Source organism: Serratia sp. Je.1.23.a (assembly GCF_051129805.1).
Taxonomy (GTDB): Bacteria; Pseudomonadota; Gammaproteobacteria; order Enterobacterales; family Enterobacteriaceae; genus Serratia; species Serratia liquefaciens.
This window is the reverse complement of the sequence record NZ_JBCPSR010000004.1, coordinates 361246-379864: the sequence shown is the minus strand read 5'-3', so window position 1 is coordinate 379864 and position 18619 is coordinate 361246. Positions and strand designations below refer to the sequence as shown.

Here is an 18619-nt window from a genome sequence, read left to right as displayed (position 1 = left end):
ATTAAGCCTCCCGGCTGCGCGCACACATCATGGTTGCTTCGCAGACAATTTTGCCGTCGACGGTTGCCACGCCTTTAAAGCGCGTCAGACCACGACGTGTTTTCTCAAAGGTGACTTCCATGATCATCTGATCACCAGGCACAACCGGGCGTTTGAAGCGGGCTTCATCGATACCGGCGAAGTAATACAGCTCGCCCGGTTCCAGTTTGCCGACGCTTTTAAACGCCAGAATACCTGTGGCCTGCGCCATGGCTTCCAGAATCAATACGCCTGGAAAAATCGGCTTACCAGGGAAGTGTCCCTGGAAAAACGGCTCATTTACAGATACGTTCTTCACCGCACGCAGGAATTTGTGCTCCTCAAACTCGAGGACGCGATCAACCAGCAAGAACGGGTAACGGTGAGGAAGCAACTCTAAAATTTCTGCAATATCCAGAGTATGAGTGTCAGTAGTCAAAATACTCTTCCTGTCTCTAAAAACTGATGGCATCAACAACACGGCCTGCGCTGACCCCAAAAGGAGATCATCATGCAGGCCGCAAATTAACAACTCTTTGCGCTTTTGGTCTCATGACCAACGCGTTTCGTTTTGTACCCAGTCAGGCGGGCGGTAGTGATTAGTCTTTTCCGACTTTTCGTTCGACAGCTTTTAAGCGCTTGCTAATCTCATCGATATTCATCACCAACGCAGCGGTTTTACGCCAAACTTTGTTGGGTTGTAACGGAATGCCCGAAGAGTATACCCCAGGTTCGGTGATTGGTCGCATAACCATTCCCATTCCGGTGACAACAACCTTGTCGGCGATCTCCATGTGACCATTGATCACGCTGGCTCCACCGATCTGGCAGTAGCGGCCGATTTTCAGGCTGCCCGCCATGATAACACCGCCGGCAACGGCAGTATTGTCGCCAATCACAACGTTATGTGCAATCTGGCATTGGTTGTCGATGATAACACCATTCCCGATCTGGGTGTTATCCAACGCGCCGCGGTCAATGGTGGTGCAAGCGCCGATTTCGACGCGATCGCCGATAATCACCGTGCCCAACTGAGGAATTTTAATCCAGTTGCCGCGTTCGTTGGCATAGCCGAAACCATCAGCACCAATCACGGTGCCCGATTGGATCAGACAGTGCTGACCGATCTCGACTTCATGATAAATCGTTACGTTAGCCCACAGACGCGTTCCTGCGCCAATGCGTGCACGTTTACCGATAAAACAGCCCGGACCGATAACCACGTTATCGCCAAGGACTGCGCCCGACTCGATCACCGCATTTGCTCCGATAGCCACGTTCTGCCCCAAGGTGGCTTCAGGGGAAATAACCGCGCTAGGGGCGATATCCTGGGCCGGAGAGGGAGTGGTGTCCATCAGTTGCGCCATGCGCGCGTAGGTCAGGTAAGGGTTTTTAACCACCAGCGCCGCAGAACGGCAGTGTGGTAAATCCGCCTCGGTAAGCACGACTGCGCTTGCCTGGCAGGAAGCCAGCTGCTCTTGATAGCGGCTGTTTGACAAAAACGTGATTTGGCCAGCCTGTGCCGAATGCATAGAAGCAATGCCGGTGATGACGAGATCGCCATCACCGTGCAATTGTGCATCCAACTGCTGCGCTAAATCAGCCAGTCGAATAGAAGGCATGTTGTTATTTAACCTGTTTCAGCACGTCAGCAGTAATGTCTTTAGAAGAACCTGCGTAGGCAACGGCGTTAGCATCGATCACTACGTCATAGCCTTCTTTGCTGGCAACAGATTTCACAGCGTCCTGAATACGGCTCAGGATTTTGTTACGCTCTTCCATCTGGCGGCGACGGTTGTCCTGCTCAAAAGCTTGGGCTTTCTGAGAGAACTGCTCGCGCTGTGCCATCACGTCTTTTTCAAGCTTGCTGCGATCGCTGGCTTTCATGGTAGCGCCATCACGCTGCAGACGTTGCATTTTGGTCTGAAGGCTACGCTCCATGTTCTGAAGCTCACCCGCACGGCCTTTGAACTCGTTTTCCAGCTGTTTAGCTACGGTTTCACGAGCCGGCAACTGTTGGAAAATGCTGGAGACGTTAACTACAGCGATCTTATCTGCTGCCTGAACGCCAGCTGAAGCAGCCATTGCTAAACCGAGGCCTGCGGCACACAACCACTTTTTCACTATAAACTCCTTACCATCACCCATTTGTGCCATATGACACTTGAAGTACACAATCTGCCAGACTTATCCCGCAAAACAATGAGAATCATCTCTGTGTTTTGACGGGCGCCTGGCATTTGCGATTCTTAATAACTGCTTATGCCCAGAAGCGGGACCTGTTACCAGGTCTTGCCAATGTTAAATTGGAACTGTTCGGATTTGTCGCCTTCGTATTTCTTGATCGGGTTGGCATAAGAGAACACCAATGGCCCCAGAGGTGACATCCATTGCAAAGCGATACCGGCAGAAACGCGGATATTGCTCGCTTTACTGTAGTCCGGAATATCGTACATGCTGGTTTCGGAAGAGTTCTTCCAGTTGGTATCCCATACGGTACCCGCGTCCATGAACAAGGAAGTACGCACTGAGTTAGCGTATTTCTCGCTGATGAATGGCGTCGGCGTAATCAGTTCCATACTGGCGACAGCCATGGCGTTACCACCAACCGCATCGTCCGAATTACAAATCGGCGTGCCGTTGCTGCAGCTATACGAGTTGGAATTGTAGTACGCCGCTTTTGGACCGATGGTGTTTGAACCGAAACCACGCACGGTGCTGGAGCCGCCGGCGTAGAAGTTCTCGTAGAACGGCATTTCCTTGCCGCCCAGACCATCTGCATAACCCAGACGACCACGACCCAACAGCACCCAGGTGCGATCGTCGTTGATTGGGACGTATTGCACGCTGTCCAGCGTCAGTTTGTAGTATTCGTTATCCGACCCTGGAATGGTCACTTTACCATTCAGGGTGGTACGGTTACCCGACGTTGGGAAATAACCACGGTCCAGGTTGTTGTAGGTCCAACCCAGGTTCAGCGTGAAGTCATCCGCAGAGTAGCTGGCACGGTCAGTCTTGTTCGGATCCAGACCCATGGAGTCCAGATAACGCCACATGGCAACCTGCGGCTGCATGTTAGACAGGCCGTTATGTACGTAACCCAAACCGGTACGCAACGAGTTGTTTTCGTTGATCGGGAAGCCCAAGGTACCGTCTATGCCGTAACTCTTGTTGGTATAGTCGGACAGGTCCGCGTCATCCGCTTTAAAGTCGTTGTAGAAGATACGCCCACCCAAACTCACACCATCAACGGTGAAGTACGGGTTGGTTACCGACAGTTCGGTGTAAGTCTGGTAGTCGTTTTTGGTGCCGCTGATACCGACGGAATAGCCAGTACCCAGCCAGTTGTCCTGCTGGACCCCCGCCTGGAAGCTCACGCCGCTCTCGGTGCCGTAGCCGACGCCGAAGTTGAAGGTACCGGTGTTACGCTCTTTCACTTTGTAAGTGACGTCTACCTGATCCGCAGTGCCAGGCACGCGCTGGGTTTCCACATCTACCGTTTCAAAATAACCCAAACGGTTCAGACGTTCTTTACCCTGCTCGACCTGAGCGTTGCCCAGCCACGCACCTTCCATCTGACGCATTTCACGGCGCAGTACGGAGTCTTTACTGGTGTCGTTGCCTTCGAACTTGATGCGACGCACATAGAAACGGTTACCCGCATCAATGTTTACGTGCAGCTTCACGGTTTTATCCGCATCGTTAATTTCAGGCTGTGTAGAAACACGCGGGTAGGCATAACCGTAACGGCCCAACATCGTTTTGATGTTGTCTTCCATTTTGGTCACTTTGCTGCCGTTATACAGCTCACCCGGTTCAATCTTGGTCAGTTGCGCGACTTCCGCCGAGTGACCGGCCAGATTGCCGTTCACCATCACGCCGGTGAGCTTGTACTGCTCGCCTTCAGTGATATTGATGGTGATGTAGATGCCTTTTTTGTCCGGCGTCAGGCTGACCTGAGTCGAATCGATATTAAAGCGCGCGTAGCCGCGGTCCAGATAGAAACTGCGCAGGGTTTCAAGGTCACCCGCCAGCTTTTGTTTCTGGTATTTGCGATCGCCAACCAGGTTCCACCACGGCACTTCATCACGCAGTTGGAAGCGTGAAATCAGCTCATCGTTAGTGAAGGCATGGTTGCCGACAATGTTGATTTGTTGAATCTTGGCGGAAACCCCTTCCGTGAACACCAGTTTCAGGTCGACACGGTTACGCGGCAACGGCGTGACAACGGCTTTCACCGAGGCGCTGTATTTACCGACGCTGTAATAGAAGTCTTCCAGCCCTTTTTCAATGCTGGATATCGTGGTGCGGTCAAGCGCTTCGCCAACCCGAACGCCAGAGGCCTCCAGGTTTTGCTTGAGCATGTCATCCTTCACCGACTTGTTGCCGGAGAAAGTGATGCTGGCAATGGTAGGGCGTTCCTTAACCTGAACAATCAGCGTATTACCATCGCGCAGCACGCGAACGTCCTCGAAGTTGCCAGTGGCAAACAAGGCACGGATGGTATTACTGATATCATCGTCAGAGACGGTATCGCCTACGCGAACCGGCATGTTGAGTAACGCCGCACCGACGGCGACTCGCTGCAGGCCTTCGAAATGAATATCTTTCACTACGAACCCGTCTGCACCGTATACGGTGGCGCTGCCAAACAGCAGCGACGCTATGAGCAACTTTTTCATCGCCATCGTTGTTATGCGTTCTTCCTAACCTATCCCCGCCCCTAAAGGCGAGAAAAATCATTGAAAAGTGCAAGACCCATTAAAAGCACCAACACGATCGAACCTATGCGGTAACTGTAGTCCTGTACTCGCTCGGAAACCGGCCCACCCTTCAGCTTTTCTATCGCCAGGAAGAGGAGATGCCCACCATCTAACACCGGTAATGGGAACAGGTTGATGATACCCAGGTTGACACTGATCAACGCCAGGAACATCAGATAATACACTAACCCGACCCCGGCTGACGCCCCTGCTCCCTGTGCAATCGAAATCGGGCCACTCAGGTTGTTCAGCTTTACATCACCGGTTATTAATTTACCCAGCATTTTGACCGTGAGGCTCATTAGCTGCCAGGTCTTGTCCCCAGCCTGATACAGCGCTGGGAAAGGTCCATACTGGCGAATCGTTTTATACTCGTCCGGCAGCGGCAGCACTTTCGGAATGATGCCGGCGAAACCCACCGATTTGTCTTTTCCCACCGGCTTTGTATCCGGTATCAGCGTCAAAGACAAGGGGGCGCCGTTTCTTTCAATCTCTAAAACCAGCGGTTGCCCAGGGCCGTTGTGGATCCGTTTAACCAACGTTTGCCAACGACCCAATAGCTGACCGTCGACTTTAACGATCCTGTCCCCCGCTTGTAAACCCGCCTTTTGTGCCGCCGACCCCGATTGCACTTCGGCAAGGACAGATTCTATCTGTGGGCCGCGCGGAATAATACCCAACGCCACCACGGGATCTTGTTTGTCCGGCTCGAAATTCCACTGGCGTAAATCCAGGGTTTTAGTCACCACCTGAGAAGAGCCAAACGGCGCGATACCGACTTCGGTTTGTGCGTCGCCGATCTTCGCCACCAGCGCCAGACGAACTGATTCCCAATCAGGCGTTTCGATACCGTCAACGGACTTAAGTTCCATTCCAGGTGAAATTTCAGCGTGGGCGGCAATCGACTGAGGCGATATTTCACCAATCACAGGACGGAAGCTGGGAACGCCGATAATAAATACCAGCCAGTAAGCAAGAATAGCAAACAGGAAGTTGGCGATAGGTCCAGCGCTGACGATAGCGGCGCGCTGCCACACGGTTTTATTGTTAAATGCCTGATGACGGAATTCCGGAGCAACCGAGTCAACTCGTTCATCGAGCATCTTCACGTAACCGCCCAGCGGGATCAGGGCAATAACGTATTCTGTCCCCTGACGATCAGTACGGCGCCATAGGGCACGGCCAAAACCAATGGAGAAGCGTTCTACACGGACACCGCAGCGACGGGCGACCCAAAAGTGCCCGAACTCGTGCACGGTGATCAAAACACCGAGTGCAATAAGAAATGCGACTAAGTTCCAGAGCACGCTACCCATAATCCCTTCACTCCCCGTCGTTGACGGATTAAAACACTAACAGCATCAGGCAGGCAAATACAGGCACTGCTGCGGTCAGGCTATCGATACGATCCAGTATACCGCCATGACCCGGTATCAAATGACCACTGTCTTTGATACCCGCTTCGCGTTTGAACATGCTCTCGGTAAGATCGCCCAGCACGGAAGCCAGTGCGGCAATCACCGAACAAATCAGTAAGGTGGTCGGCACGATATTCAACGGCGCGTAACGGCCAAACAACCAGGATATCAGGGCCGAGGTAATCAGACCGCCGATGAGTCCCTCCCAGGTTTTCCCTGGAGAAACTTTAGGCGCCAGCTTATGCTTGCCAAACAGCTTGCCGAACATGTAAGCGCCGGAATCCGCGCCCCAAACCAGCAACATCACATACAGTAGCCACCAGGAGCCGGTGAAGTGGTTTTGTTCATAGCCGAACTGACGCAGCGACAGCATGCCCCAAAAGAACGGCACTATGGTCAGCAAGCCGAACATCAGACGTATTGGACGCGAATTACGCCACAGCGCGGCAGACCCCGGATAAAACAGCACCAGCAACAACGCCGCCAACCACCAGACCAGTGACAGCCAAAGCGGTCCACCTACCTGAGGCAGGTGGACCGACTGATGGTAGGCCGGAATGCTGAGCATCATCAGCGCCAGCAGGAAGCCACACAATATCGCCAGCCAGATGCGCTGCGAGCGGGAGGTAAAACCGGCCAGTTGGCCCCACTCCCAGGCTGCCAGCATGCACACAACCAGCGTTACCAGGGCAAAGCCCACCGGCGGCAGCAAGAACAGCGCCGCGATAACAATCGGGATTAAAATCAGAGCCGTTATGAGGCGATACTTCAGCAAAAGTTCCCCCTAGGACGCATTGGCGCCGATAGGTGTTGTTCCCCCGAAGCGACGCTCGCGTTGTGCAAATGCATTCAGCGCACCTTCAAAGACAAGTTCATCAAAATCAGGCCAGAGTACATCAGTAAAGTAAAGTTCGGCATAAGCAATTTGCCACAGCAAGAAGTTACTGATGCGGTGTTCACCGCCAGTGCGGATCACCAGATCCACCGGTGACAAGTCGCTCATGCAGACTCGCTCACCCAGTAATTCTTCGCTAATTTGATCCGGACGCAGCAAACCATCCTTCACCTGCTCAGCCAGTTCCCTTACTCCCTGAATGATATCCCAACGGCCACCGTAGTTGGCGGCAATGTTGAGCGTCAGGCCATCGTTATTTTCTGTCAGTTGCTCGGAGCGGCGGATCCGCTCTTGCAAACGCGCGCTGAAACGGCTGATGTCGCCGATCACCCGCAGTCTGACGTTATGTTTATGCAGGCTTTTTACTTCACTGTCCAAGGCTCGGACGAAAAGCTCCATGAGGGCGGAGACTTCCTGCACCGGACGGTTCCAGTTCTCGCTGCTGAAGGCATAAAGCGTGAGCGCATCTAAATGGTTGTTGGCAGCAAAACTGACCGCGCGACGAACCGATTTCACCCCTGCTTTATGACCGAAGACACGTAACTTACCCTGACGTTTAGCCCAGCGCCCGTTACCGTCCATGATAATGGCAACATGCCGTGGCCCCAAAGTGGACGGATTAGCCTCTTGTTGATTTGCGGACGACATAACTCGTACTTATTTCCTCAATAGAAATACAACTGCCCTTCCGGAACATCAGGCCCTTACGCGCAAAAAAAGCCGTGTGCCCGACACGGCTTTTCAGTCTGCCCTGCGACAGCCGGTAATTTCCGCTGCGCCATTGGCGTTCGAGATATCAATCGGGCCAGAATTCAACGGTATAACCGCTGACAAGTGGCGCAGACTATATCACCTCAGCCGGGCCTGAACAAACAACCCCACTGCGGCACGCGTAATTTACGAACAAAATAGGATAAATGCCGCTATCAGTTACGCAGTGATTTAACCAACCCAACCGCAACCTCACGTGCCTGACGATCTATTTCTAAGACCGCATCAATGCAGGACGGTTCCTGCAGTGACAGCCGTTCGACTACTTTTTGGTTCACCGTCGCAATATCGGTAAAGCGAATCTGCTCCTGCAGGAAAGCCGCCACGGCAACTTCATTGGCCGCGTTCAGTGCGGTGGTTGCCGCCTGCCCGGCGTCAAAGGCCTCTATGGCCAGATACAGGCAGGGATAGCGTTCCCGTTCAGGTTCGGCAAAGGTCAGCGAGCCGATACGGCAAAAATCCAGCGCTTCCACACCGGAGTTTACCCGCTGCGGGTAGGCCATTGCATGAGCGATCGGCGTACGCATATCCGGCGTGCCCAACTGGGCCAACACGCTGCCATCAGTGTAGCGCACCATTGAATGGATCACCGACTGAGGATGCAGAATCACTTCCATTTGTTCGGCCGAGGCGTTAAACAGCCAGCGGGCCTCGATATATTCCAGTCCTTTGTTCATCATGGTGGCGGAATCCACCGAGATCTTGCGCCCCATCGACCAATTGGGATGGGCACAGGCCTGATCCGGCGTCATCGTGGCAAACTGTTCCAGTGGCGTGGTGCGGAACGGACCGCCAGAACCGGTGAGCACGATGCGCGACACACCATGACTGTCTAATGAAGAGTATCCCAACTGACGCTGAATGCTCTCAGGCAAACTCTGAAAAATGGCGTTATGTTCGCTGTCCAGCGGCAGCAACTGAGTTTGGCTCTTTTGCACCGCGTCCATAAACAGGCGCCCACAGGTCACCAGCGACTCTTTGTTCGCCAGTAATACCTGCTTGCCAGCACGAATCGCCGCCAGTGTCGGAAGTAAACCGGCAGCACCGACGATGGCGGCGGTGACCTGATCAACGTCGTCCAACGCCGCCAAATCACAAGCGGCCTGCTCGCCCGCCATCACCTCGGTGGCAATGCCATTTTCCGCCAGCAGGGTACGTAACTCACGTGCCGCGCCTTCGTCTGCCATTGCGGCATAGGTTGGGCGAAATTCCATACACTGCTGTGCCATGACGACTACGTTGTGGCCGGCAACCAGCGCTTTAATCGCAAAACGGTCGGGATTTTCCCTGACCACGGCCAGGGTACTGGTCCCCACTGAGCCGGTGGAGCCAAGAATAGTCAGTTGCTTCATGAGCTCACTCTGAATAACTGTCTGATGAGATCGGAGGTGCTCCAGTGTGTAACCTTCGCCACCGCTTGTCCATGATCAATCAGCACGATGAAACGGGATCTGCGCCACAAAAAACAAAGCGCCGCCCAGGCGACGCTTTTTTTCTGCGCGATGCTGATTAGAATTCCATCAGCTCTTTTTCTTTGTCCGCCAGCGCGGCATCGAGCAGCTTGATATAGGCGTCGGTCATTTTCTGAATGTCGTCCTGAGAACGACGATCTTCGTCTTCGCTGATTTCTTTGTCTTTCAGCAACGCCTTCACTTTGTCGTTGGCGTCACGGCGCACGTTACGCACGGCAACACGGCCCTGCTCGGCTTCATTGCGCACGACCTTGATCAGGTCTTTACGGCGCTCTTCGGTCAACGGAGGCAGCGGAACACGGATCACGCTGCCTGCTGAGCTTGGGTTCAGGCCCAGATCAGACGCCATGATGGCCTTTTCTACCGCTGAACCCAGGGAGCGATCAAACAGGTTGATTGCCAGGGTACGGGAGTCTTCTACGGTCACGTTAGCCAACTGACGCAGCGGCGTTGCAGAACCGTAGTATTCCACCATGATGCCGTCCAGGATGCTTGGAGAAGCACGGCCGGTACGGATTTTGCTGATTTGGTTTTTGAATGCTTCTACGCTTTTTTCCATGCGTGAATCAGCATCTTTTCTGATTTCATTAATCACGTTGCAAACCCTTGGAAGCTGGAGACTTGGCAGGCCATACCACAGTATAGCCCGTGAATTTTACTCAAGGAGAGCGCATAACGCACCACGTTACCCGCTCCCGCTAAATTGGGCAGAACAGCCTTATTTGCTGATCAGCGTGCCTTCGTTCTCACCCATCACCACCCGGCGCAACGCACCTGGCTTGTTCATGTTGAATACGCGAATCGGCAGACCGTGATCGCGGGCCAGCGTAAACGCCGCCAGATCCATCACTTTCAGCTCGCGCTCCAGTACATCTTGATAGGTGATATGTTCGTACAGCGTTGCATCCGGATTTTTAACCGGATCAGCGGAGTATACACCATCCACTTTAGTCGCTTTCAATACCACGTCCGCTTCGATCTCGATCCCGCGCAGACACGCAGCAGAATCGGTGGTGAAGAACGGGTTGCCGGTACCGGCGGAGAAGATCACCACGCGGTTATTACGCAGCAGGCTGATCGCCTCGGCCCAGCTGTAGTTGTCGCACACGCCGTTCAACGGAATGGCTGACATCAGGCGGGCGTTCACATAGGCACGGTGCAGTGCATCACGCATAGCCAGGCCGTTCATCACGGTAGCCAGCATTCCCATGTGGTCGCCCACTACGCGGTTCATGCCGGCCTGCGCCAGGCCCGCGCCGCGGAACAGGTTACCGCCGCCAATAACTACACCGACCTGAATTCCCAGTTCGACCAGCTCTTTAACTTCCTGAGCCATGCGATCCAAAACGCTAGCGTCGATACCAAAACCTTCTGCGCCTTGCAGGGCTTCGCCACTCAGTTTGAGCAGAATACGCTGATATACGGGTTTTGCATTGGTTGCCATGGTGTTCTGTCCTAAGAAGCAGTATTAGTATTGGGGATTTCAGCCGATGAAGTGCGCCTGTGATGAGTATATTGCCACAGGGCCTGTCACCGGTGTAATTCTGGCTGGATAAAATGGAACCGCCTGACGGCGGCTCCATTATACCCTTCATCTTTCACGTTGCCGCTGCGTTGGCTGCCTTCACTTACCCCAGTCACCTGGTGAACCAGGCTCCTGGGAGTTCGCTCAGTTGCCGCCTTGCCGCACCGCGAAATCTATCGGGTATACAGTCATTAAGACTGCTTGCTCATTGCAGCAACTTCAGCAGCAAAGTCATTTGCCGCTTTTTCGATGCCTTCGCCCACTTCGAAGCGGATGAAGTTAACGACGTCAGCGTTGTGCTCTTTCAGCACCTGGCCAACGGTTTTGCTTGGTTCGATAACGAAAGGCTGACCGGTCAGAGAAACTTCGCCGGTGAATTTCTTCATGCGGCCTTCAACCATTTTCTCAGCGATTTCTTTCGGCTTGCCAGACTGCATGGCGATGTCCAGCTGAACCTGGTACTCTTTTTCTACCACTTCAGCAGACACATCTTCAGGCTTAACGAATTCTGGCTTGCTCGCCGCAACGTGCATGGCGATTTGCTTAACCAGCTCTTCGTCAGCGCCTTTAGCCGCGATCAGAACGCCGATACGTGCGCCGTGCAGGTAGCTGCCCAGCACTTCGCCTTCCAGGGAAGCCACGCGACGGATGTTGATGTTTTCACCGATTTTGGCAACCAGCGCTACACGTTCTTCTTCGAACTGTGCTTTCAACACTTCAACGTCAGTGATTTTGCCTGCAACAGCAGCGTCCAGCACTTTGTCAGCGAATGCCTGGAAACCGGCATCTTTAGCAACGAAGTCAGTCTGGCAGTTTACTTCCAGGATCACGCCGTAGTTGCCTTCGATCTTGGTTTTGATCACGCCGTCAGCAGCTACGTTGCCTGCTTTTTTCGCCGCTTTGATCGCGCCAGATTTACGCATGTTTTCGATTGCCAGCTCGATGTCGCCGTTAGATTCGACCAGAGCTTTTTTGCAATCCATCATGCCAGCGCCAGTACGCTCGCGCAGTTCTTTTACCAGAGCAGCGGTAATATCAGCCATTTCTTTTTCCTCGGTTATCTCACGTAGAGACAGTTCTCATTCAGATAAGCAAAGGGGGCCAATAAAGGCCCCCCTAACCAACATATTCAATACCTGGTTAATAAGGGCTCAGTGACGAGCTTGCCTTATTATTCAGCTTCTACGAAGCTTTCTTCCGCTTGAACGGCCAGATCTTGAGAACGACCTTCACGGACGGCGGCAGCAACGGCAGTCAGGTACAATTTGATTGCACGGATTGCATCGTCGTTACCAGGGATGATGAAGTCAACGCCGTCTGGATCGGAGTTGGTATCAACGATAGAGAATACCGGGATACCCAGGTTGTTGGCTTCTTTGATCGCAATGTGTTCGTGATCGGCATCGATAACGAACAGAGCGTCAGGCAGCCCCCCCATGTCTTTGATACCACCCAGGGAGTTTTCCAGCTTGGCCAGTTCGCGAGTACGCATCAGCGCCTCTTTCTTGGTCAGCTTGTCGAAGGTGCCATCTTGAGACTGGATTTCCAGATCTTTCAAACGTTTGATTGACTGACGAACGGTTTTCCAGTTAGTCAGCATGCCGCCCAACCAGCGATGGTTCACGAAGAACTGATCGCAGGTGTTAGCATATTCTTTTACCGCTTCGCTTGCTGCGCGCTTAGTACCAACGAACAGGATCTTACCTTTACGGGAAGAGATCTTGGTCAGTTCAGCCAGTGCTGCGTTGGCCATTGGTACAGTTTTTTCCAGGTTGATGATGTGAACCTTGTTACGTGCGCCGAAGATGAAAGGCTTCATTTTCGGGTTCCAGTAACGGGTCTGGTGACCAAAGTGTACACCAGCCTGGAGCATGTCGCGCATGGAAACAGTTGCCATGATTAAACCTCTATAGAGTGAGTTGGGGTTATGCCTCCACGTATCCCATAACGCCGACCCTGGCGGTGATAAATCACCTCAGGGCACCCCGGCGGATGTGCCGATACGTGTGTGTTATTTACACAATGTGAGTGCAGTTAAAGTATTTTCGGCCTTTCCCGTCCTTATCGCAAGGACCAAGACGCGGATCTGCCGGCGCGCTTTATACCATAAACCCACCCCGGACACCAACTTTTGTTGCCACAGTCGTCATCGTCGAGAAATCAAATTTGGCAGCCTCAGGCCGGACTGATACCATAAGAGACTGCTTCTTATTATTTCTTTCTGTTGTCGGCGAGCACGACACCTGCGGACGAATTTCATGGCAATCTCAATTAAAACACCTGATGACATCCAAAAAATGCGCGTGGCCGGCCGTCTGGCTGCCGAAGTGCTGGAAATCATCGAGCCGCACGTCAAGCCTGGCGTGACTACCGGCGAACTCGATCGTATCTGTCACGACCACATCACCAACAAGCAGCAGGCGATTTCCGCCTGTCTGGGCTACCACGGTTTCCCGAAATCCGTGTGCATCTCGGTTAATGAAGTGGTCTGCCACGGCATTCCGAGCGATGACAAGGTACTGAAGGACGGCGACATCGTGAATATCGACGTTACCGTGATCAAAGAGGGTTTCCACGGCGACACATCCAAGATGTTCATCGTCGGCAAACCGACCATTCTGGGCGAGCGTCTGTGCCGCATCACGCAGGAAAGCCTTTATCTGTCGCTGAAAATGGTGAAGCCTGGCATCCGCCTGCGCACGCTGGGCAAAGAGATCCAGAAATTCGTCGAAGCCGAAAACTTTTCCGTGGTGCGCGAATACTGTGGCCACGGCATTGGCGAAGTGTTCCACGAAGAACCGCAGGTGCTGCACTATGATGCCGACGACGGCGGTGTGGTACTGCAACCCGGTATGGCCTTCACCATCGAGCCAATGGTCAATGCCGGTGATTACCGCATCCGCACCATGAAAGACGGCTGGACGGTAAAAACTAAGGATCGCAGCTTGTCGGCGCAGTATGAGCATACTATTGTGGTCACAGATAACGGCTGCGAGATAATGACGTTGCGCAAGGATGACACCATCCCCAACATCATTACGCACGAGATGTAAGCGCCGCGGCGTATTGCCGCGATGCATGATGTCACAGGCCGGCTTTTGCCGGCCTTTTTTATGGGCTGCGTACTATGTCTGAAAACTTTCGCCAACAAGACACCTCGGTCATTCCACGACAGGCCGTGCCGGAGCAGCCTGAATATCCCAACGCCTATGGCGATGAGGAGCTCAACTGCGTCGCGCTGAAACAGCGCCTCGAACAGTTCCAACTGTGGCTGGCAGAAGCGTTCAATGCCGGCTCCAGCGCCGAAAGCCTGGTCGCCGCCCGCAGCGACTTTATCGATCGCCTGCTGCGTCGCCTGTGGGTGTTCTACGGTTTCGAAGATATTCCGGAAACCGCTTTGGTGGCGGTCGGCGGTTATGGTCGTGGCGAATTGCACCCGCTTTCGGACATTGACGTGCTGGTGCTGAGCCAGCGCCGGCTGAATGAACAGCAATCCCAGCGCGTGGGGGAATTTATCACCCTGCTGTGGGATCTTAAGCTGGAAGTGGGCCACAGCGTACGTACGCTCGAGGAGTGCCTGCTGGAGGGCCTGGCGGATCTGACCGTCGCCACCAACCTGATTGAATCACGCATGATCTGCGGTGATGTAGCCTTGTTCCTGCAAATGCAAAAGCACATTTTCAGCGACGGCTTCTGGCCCTCCCCCCAATTTTTCCACGCCAAGTTGGTCGAACAGCAAGAGCGCCACCAACGCTACCACGGCACCAGCTACAATCTGGAGCCGGACATCAAGAGCAGCCCCGGTGGCCTGCGGGACATTCACACCCTGCTGTGGGTAGCGCGCCGTCACTTCGGCGCCACTTCGCTGGACGAAATGGTCGGCTTTGGTTTTCTGACCCAGGCCGAACGCAACGAGCTTAACGAATGCCAAAGCTTCCTGTGGCGCATTCGCTTCGCGCTGCATCTGGTGTTGCCCCGCTACGATAACCGACTGCTGTTCGATCGCCAGCTTAACGTGGCGCAGTTGCTGCGTTATGAGGGGGAAGGCAACGAGCCGGTCGAGCGCATGATGAAAGATTTTTATCGCATGACCCGCCGCGTCGGCGAACTGAACCACATGCTGCTGCAACTGTTCGATGAGGCGATTCTGGCCCTGGACGCCACGGAAAAACCCCGGCCGTTGAACGAAGATTTTCAACTGCGTGGCGACCTGATCGACCTGCGTGACGAAACGCTGTTTATTCGTCAGCCGGAATCGATCATGCGGATGTTCTACCTGATGGTGCGCAACCGCGAAATCAAAGGCATTTACTCCACCACCGTCCGCCAGTTGCGTCATGCGCGCCGCCATCTGAAACAGCCGCTGTGCACCATTCCGGAAGCACGCGATCTGTTTATGGCCATCCTGCGTCACCCAGGTGCCGTTTCGCGGGCGCTGGTGCCGATGCACCGCCACAGCGTACTGTGGGCCTATATGCCGCAGTGGGGCAAAATTGTCGGGCAAATGCAGTTCGACCTGTTTCATGCCTACACCGTCGACGAACACACCGTTCGCGTCCTGCAAAAACTGGAAAGCTTTGCCGATGCCGAAACGCGGCCACGTCACCCGCTGTGCGTTGAGCTGTATCCGCGCCTGCCGAACCCTGAACTTCTGCTGCTGGCGGCGCTGTTCCACGATATCGCCAAAGGCCGCGGCGGCGACCACTCGATCCTCGGCGCGCAGGACGCGTTGGAGTTCGCCGAGCTGCACGGTTTGAATTCCCGTGAGTCTCAACTGGTGGCCTGGCTGGTTCGCTGCCATTTACTGATGTCGGTCACCGCCCAACGGCGCGACATTCAGGATCCGACGGTGATTCAGCAGTTTAGCGCCGAAGTGCAGAGTGAAACCCGCCTGCGTTATCTGGTTTGCCTGACCGTAGCGGACATCTGCGCCACCAACGAGACCCTGTGGAACAGCTGGAAACAGAGCCTGTTGCGTGAGCTCTATTTCGCCACCGAAAAACAGCTGCGCCGCGGCATGCAGAACAGCCCGGATTTGCGCGAACGCGTGCGTCACCACCGCCTGCAAGCGCTGGCGCTGCTGCGCATGGACAATATCGACGAAGAAGCGCTGCACCGTATCTGGAGCCGCTGTCGCGCCGATTACTTCCTGCGCCATTCGCCGAACCAATTGGCCTGGCACGCACGCCATCTGCTGGCCCATGACTCCACCCAGCCGCTGGTGCTGGTCAGCCGTCAGGCGACGCGCGGCGGCACCGAGATTTTCATCTGGAGTCCGGATCGCCCATACCTGTTTGCCGCCGTGGCCGGCGAGATGGATCGTCGCAACCTGAGCGTGCACGACGCACAGATCTTCACCAATCGCGACGGCATGGCGATGGATACCTTTATAGTACTGGAGCCGGATGGCAGCCCGCTGGCGCAGGACCGCCATGCGGCGATCCGCCACGCGTTGGTACAGGCCATTACCCAGCGGGAATATCAGCCGCCGCGCGTGCGCAGGCCGTCCTCCAAGCTGCGTCATTTCAGCGTGCCGACCGAAGTCAGCTTCCTGCCAACCCATACCGACCGCCGCAGCTATCTGGAACTGACCGCGCTCGATCAGCCAGGCCTGCTGGCCCGGGTAGGCGAAGTGTTCGCCGATCTCGGTTTGTCACTGCATGGCGCGCGCATCTCCACCATTGGCGAGCGGGTTGAGGATTTATTTATTCTGGCCGACAGCGATCGACGCGCCCTTAACCCGGAAACGCGCAGAAAGTTGGAACAACGGTTGACAGAGGCCCTCAATCCAAACGATAAATTGTGATACAAGTAACCTTTTCGTAGACAACATCAGGACAGAGAACAGCATGCAGCAATTACAAAACGTTATTGAAAACGCCTTCGAGCGCCGCGCGGAAATCACCCCGGCGAACGTAGACACCGTAACGCGCGAAGCGGTAAACCAGGTGATCGGCCTGCTGGACAGCGGCGCCCTGCGCGTTGCCGAGAAGATTGACGGTCAGTGGGTAACGCATCAGTGGCTGAAAAAGGCCGTGCTGCTTTCTTTCCGCATCAATGACAACAAAGTGATGGACGGTGCAGAAACCCGTTATTACGACAAAGTGCCAATGAAATTCGCCGACTACGACGAAGCGCGCTTCCAGAAAGAAGGCTTCCGCGTAGTACCACCAGCGACCGTTCGCCAGGGCGCATTCATCGCCCGCAACACGGTTCTGATGCCATCCTATGTGAACATCGGCGCTTACGTTGACGAAGGCAGCATGGTGGATACCTGGGCTACCGTCGGCTCTTGCGCGCAAATCGGCAAGAACGTTCACCTGTCCGGCGGCGTCGGCATCGGTGGCGTACTGGAGCCTCTGCAGGCCAACCCGACCATCATTGAAGACAACTGCTTTATCGGTGCGCGTTCAGAAGTGGTTGAAGGCGTGATCGTAGAAGAAGGTTCCGTAATTTCCATGGGCGTATACCTGGGCCAGAGCACCCGCATTTACGACCGCGAAACCGGTGAAGTGCACTACGGCCGCGTGCCTGCCGGCTCGGTGGTGGTTTCCGGTAACCTGCCGTCCAAAGATGGCACTTACAGCCTGTACTGCGCGGTGATCGTCAAAAAAGTCGATGCCAAGACGCGCGGTAAAGTCGGCATTAATGAGTTATTGCGCACCATCGACTAAATTAAGATAGCGGGTGAATCACCCGCTATTTTTTTGTCTTCATTACGTGAGCAGTCACAGTCTCTGGCGTGGTTATTCGCCATAATCCCAGACCGTGGAATAAAGTCTATTTATAAGGTGGCGCTATTATGTATGACAACCTGAAAAGCTTAGGAATCAATCAACCGGAAGATGTCGATCGCTATAGCCTGCGTCAGGAGGCCAATAACGACATTCTTAAGATTTATTTCCGCAAGGATAAAGGCGAGTTCTTTGCCAAAAGCGTGAAGTTCAAATACCCGCGCCAACGCAAGACCGTAGTTGCGGACAATGCCGGCCAGGGTTACAAAGAAATCCACGAAATTAACCCGAACCTGCGTTACGTGATTGATGAGCTGGATCAGCTGTGCCAGCGGGACCAGGTTGAAGTGGATCTGAAACGCAAAATTCTTGATGACCTGCGTCATCTGGAAGGCGTGGTTTCCCACAAGATTGCCGAGATCGAATCCGATCTGGAAAAACTGACCCGCGGTAAGTAAGGGTTCAGCGAACTGGATCTACTGGACTTCATTTTTACCCTATGAATTTCAAGTTGCAGCTAACAACGCTGCAACTTGAAAGGCAACGGGTAATTCTATTTCAGCAATGTGGCCCACTGCTCGACCCACGGGCAGGAAACCACTTCCGGCTCCGGCTGTTCCATCGCATCGATTTCCAACACCTCACCTACGCGAGTTGCTCCTTGTTCCTGCAGCAATGCATCAAATGCGCGCCCTGCACCGCAGAAGTTATCGTAGCTGCTGTCACCCAACGCGATCAGTCCGTAACGCAGCTCTGGCTGGTAGCCGACCCGATCGCGAATAGCATGAAACAGCGGTGCAATGCTGTCCGGCAAATCGCCCTGACCGGTGGTGGAGGTAATTACCAACGCGTAATGCTGACGGTAAAACTGCCAGGCTTCAAGCGTGCCCTCCTCGAACAGTTTGACCTCATGCCCCTGTTCGCTGAGGATATTTTCCGCTTCTTCCGCCACCAGCAGTGAGTTGCCGTAAACCGTTCCCACGAAGATTCCAACCTGAGCCATTGCTCCTACTCCCTTAAATA

Annotated in this window: 17 protein-coding genes; 4 read left to right on the top strand and 13 right to left on the bottom strand. The window is 54.2% G+C overall.

Translation table 11 applies throughout. The annotated features are described in order from the left end of the window. Nucleotide 1: 1 nt before the first annotated feature. The 12 genes from fabZ to rpsB form a co-directional block, all read right to left on the bottom strand. The gene (gene fabZ, locus AAZT04_RS17265; RefSeq protein ID WP_017893789.1) at nucleotides 2-457 is read right to left on the bottom strand and encodes a 3-hydroxyacyl-ACP dehydratase FabZ; all 456 of its coding nucleotides are present in this window, start codon (nucleotides 455-457) and stop codon (nucleotides 2-4) included. Nucleotides 458-617: 160 nt separating this feature from the next. Then, nucleotides 618-1640: a UDP-3-O-(3-hydroxymyristoyl)glucosamine N-acyltransferase gene (lpxD, locus tag AAZT04_RS17260; RefSeq protein WP_044553121.1), complete on the bottom strand. Its 1023-nt coding sequence runs from the start codon at nucleotides 1638-1640 to the stop codon at nucleotides 618-620. 4 nt (nucleotides 1641-1644) lie between these two features. Beyond that, nucleotides 1645-2142 (bottom strand): molecular chaperone Skp, encoded by a 498-nt coding sequence (gene skp / locus AAZT04_RS17255; RefSeq protein WP_020828357.1) that lies wholly within the window; start codon nucleotides 2140-2142, stop codon nucleotides 1645-1647. Between the two features lie 158 nt (nucleotides 2143-2300). Continuing rightward, nucleotides 2301-4706: an outer membrane protein assembly factor BamA gene (gene bamA / locus AAZT04_RS17250; RefSeq protein WP_020828358.1), complete on the bottom strand. Its 2406-nt coding sequence runs from the start codon at nucleotides 4704-4706 to the stop codon at nucleotides 2301-2303. 35 nt (nucleotides 4707-4741) lie between these two features. Beyond that, nucleotides 4742-6097, bottom strand: coding sequence for a sigma E protease regulator RseP (gene rseP, locus AAZT04_RS17245; RefSeq protein ID WP_020828359.1), 1356 nt, complete (start codon nucleotides 6095-6097; stop codon nucleotides 4742-4744). A 28-nt stretch (nucleotides 6098-6125) separates the two neighbouring features. Further along, a complete protein-coding gene (gene cdsA, locus AAZT04_RS17240) occupies nucleotides 6126-6974 on the bottom strand; it encodes a phosphatidate cytidylyltransferase (protein ID WP_349525864.1) in 849 nt (282 codons plus the stop codon). A 9-nt stretch (nucleotides 6975-6983) separates the two neighbouring features. Further along, entirely contained in the window at nucleotides 6984-7742 is a 759-nt protein-coding gene (gene ispU / locus AAZT04_RS17235; protein WP_048759170.1) for a (2E,6E)-farnesyl-diphosphate-specific ditrans,polycis-undecaprenyl-diphosphate synthase, read from the bottom strand. 278 nt (nucleotides 7743-8020) lie between these two features. Continuing rightward, nucleotides 8021-9217, bottom strand: a complete 1197-nt coding sequence (gene ispC / locus AAZT04_RS17230) for a 1-deoxy-D-xylulose-5-phosphate reductoisomerase (RefSeq protein ID WP_434681062.1) — start codon at nucleotides 9215-9217, stop codon at nucleotides 8021-8023. A gap of 157 nt (nucleotides 9218-9374) precedes the next feature. Beyond that, nucleotides 9375-9932 carry a ribosome recycling factor gene (gene frr, locus AAZT04_RS17225; RefSeq protein WP_046372773.1) on the bottom strand — a complete coding sequence of 186 codons (558 nt, stop codon included), beginning with the start codon at nucleotides 9930-9932 and terminating at the stop codon, nucleotides 9375-9377. 123 nt (nucleotides 9933-10055) lie between these two features. Then, nucleotides 10056-10781, bottom strand: a complete 726-nt coding sequence (gene pyrH / locus AAZT04_RS17220) for a UMP kinase (RefSeq protein ID WP_004952223.1) — start codon at nucleotides 10779-10781, stop codon at nucleotides 10056-10058. 272 nt (nucleotides 10782-11053) lie between these two features. Further along, the gene (tsf, locus tag AAZT04_RS17215; protein ID WP_020828364.1) at nucleotides 11054-11905 is read right to left on the bottom strand and encodes a translation elongation factor Ts; all 852 of its coding nucleotides are present in this window, start codon (nucleotides 11903-11905) and stop codon (nucleotides 11054-11056) included. 128 nt (nucleotides 11906-12033) lie between these two features. Beyond that, nucleotides 12034-12759: a 30S ribosomal protein S2 gene (gene rpsB / locus AAZT04_RS17210; protein ID WP_020828365.1), complete on the bottom strand. Its 726-nt coding sequence runs from the start codon at nucleotides 12757-12759 to the stop codon at nucleotides 12034-12036. A gap of 361 nt (nucleotides 12760-13120) precedes the next feature. Here rpsB and map point away from each other — a divergent pair, with 361 nt between their 5' ends. The 4 genes from map to AAZT04_RS17190 all read left to right on the top strand — a co-directional run bounded on the left by map (nucleotide 13121) and on the right by AAZT04_RS17190 (nucleotide 18054). Next, the gene (gene map, locus AAZT04_RS17205) at nucleotides 13121-13915 is read left to right on the top strand and encodes a type I methionyl aminopeptidase (protein WP_020828366.1); all 795 of its coding nucleotides are present in this window, start codon (nucleotides 13121-13123) and stop codon (nucleotides 13913-13915) included. 74 nt (nucleotides 13916-13989) lie between these two features. Beyond that, the gene (gene glnD, locus AAZT04_RS17200; RefSeq protein ID WP_020828367.1) at nucleotides 13990-16668 is read left to right on the top strand and encodes a bifunctional uridylyltransferase/uridylyl-removing protein GlnD; all 2679 of its coding nucleotides are present in this window, start codon (nucleotides 13990-13992) and stop codon (nucleotides 16666-16668) included. Between the two features lie 43 nt (nucleotides 16669-16711). Then, a complete protein-coding gene (dapD, locus tag AAZT04_RS17195) occupies nucleotides 16712-17536 on the top strand; it encodes a 2,3,4,5-tetrahydropyridine-2,6-dicarboxylate N-succinyltransferase (RefSeq protein ID WP_401424198.1) in 825 nt (274 codons plus the stop codon). A 128-nt stretch (nucleotides 17537-17664) separates the two neighbouring features. Continuing rightward, a complete protein-coding gene (locus tag AAZT04_RS17190) occupies nucleotides 17665-18054 on the top strand; it encodes a DUF3461 family protein (protein ID WP_006318690.1) in 390 nt (129 codons plus the stop codon). A gap of 95 nt (nucleotides 18055-18149) precedes the next feature. Here AAZT04_RS17190 and AAZT04_RS17185 read toward each other — a convergent pair whose 3' ends face one another. Next, nucleotides 18150-18599 (bottom strand): flavodoxin, encoded by a 450-nt coding sequence (locus AAZT04_RS17185; protein ID WP_020828369.1) that lies wholly within the window; start codon nucleotides 18597-18599, stop codon nucleotides 18150-18152. Nucleotides 18600-18619: the final 20 nt, after the last annotated feature.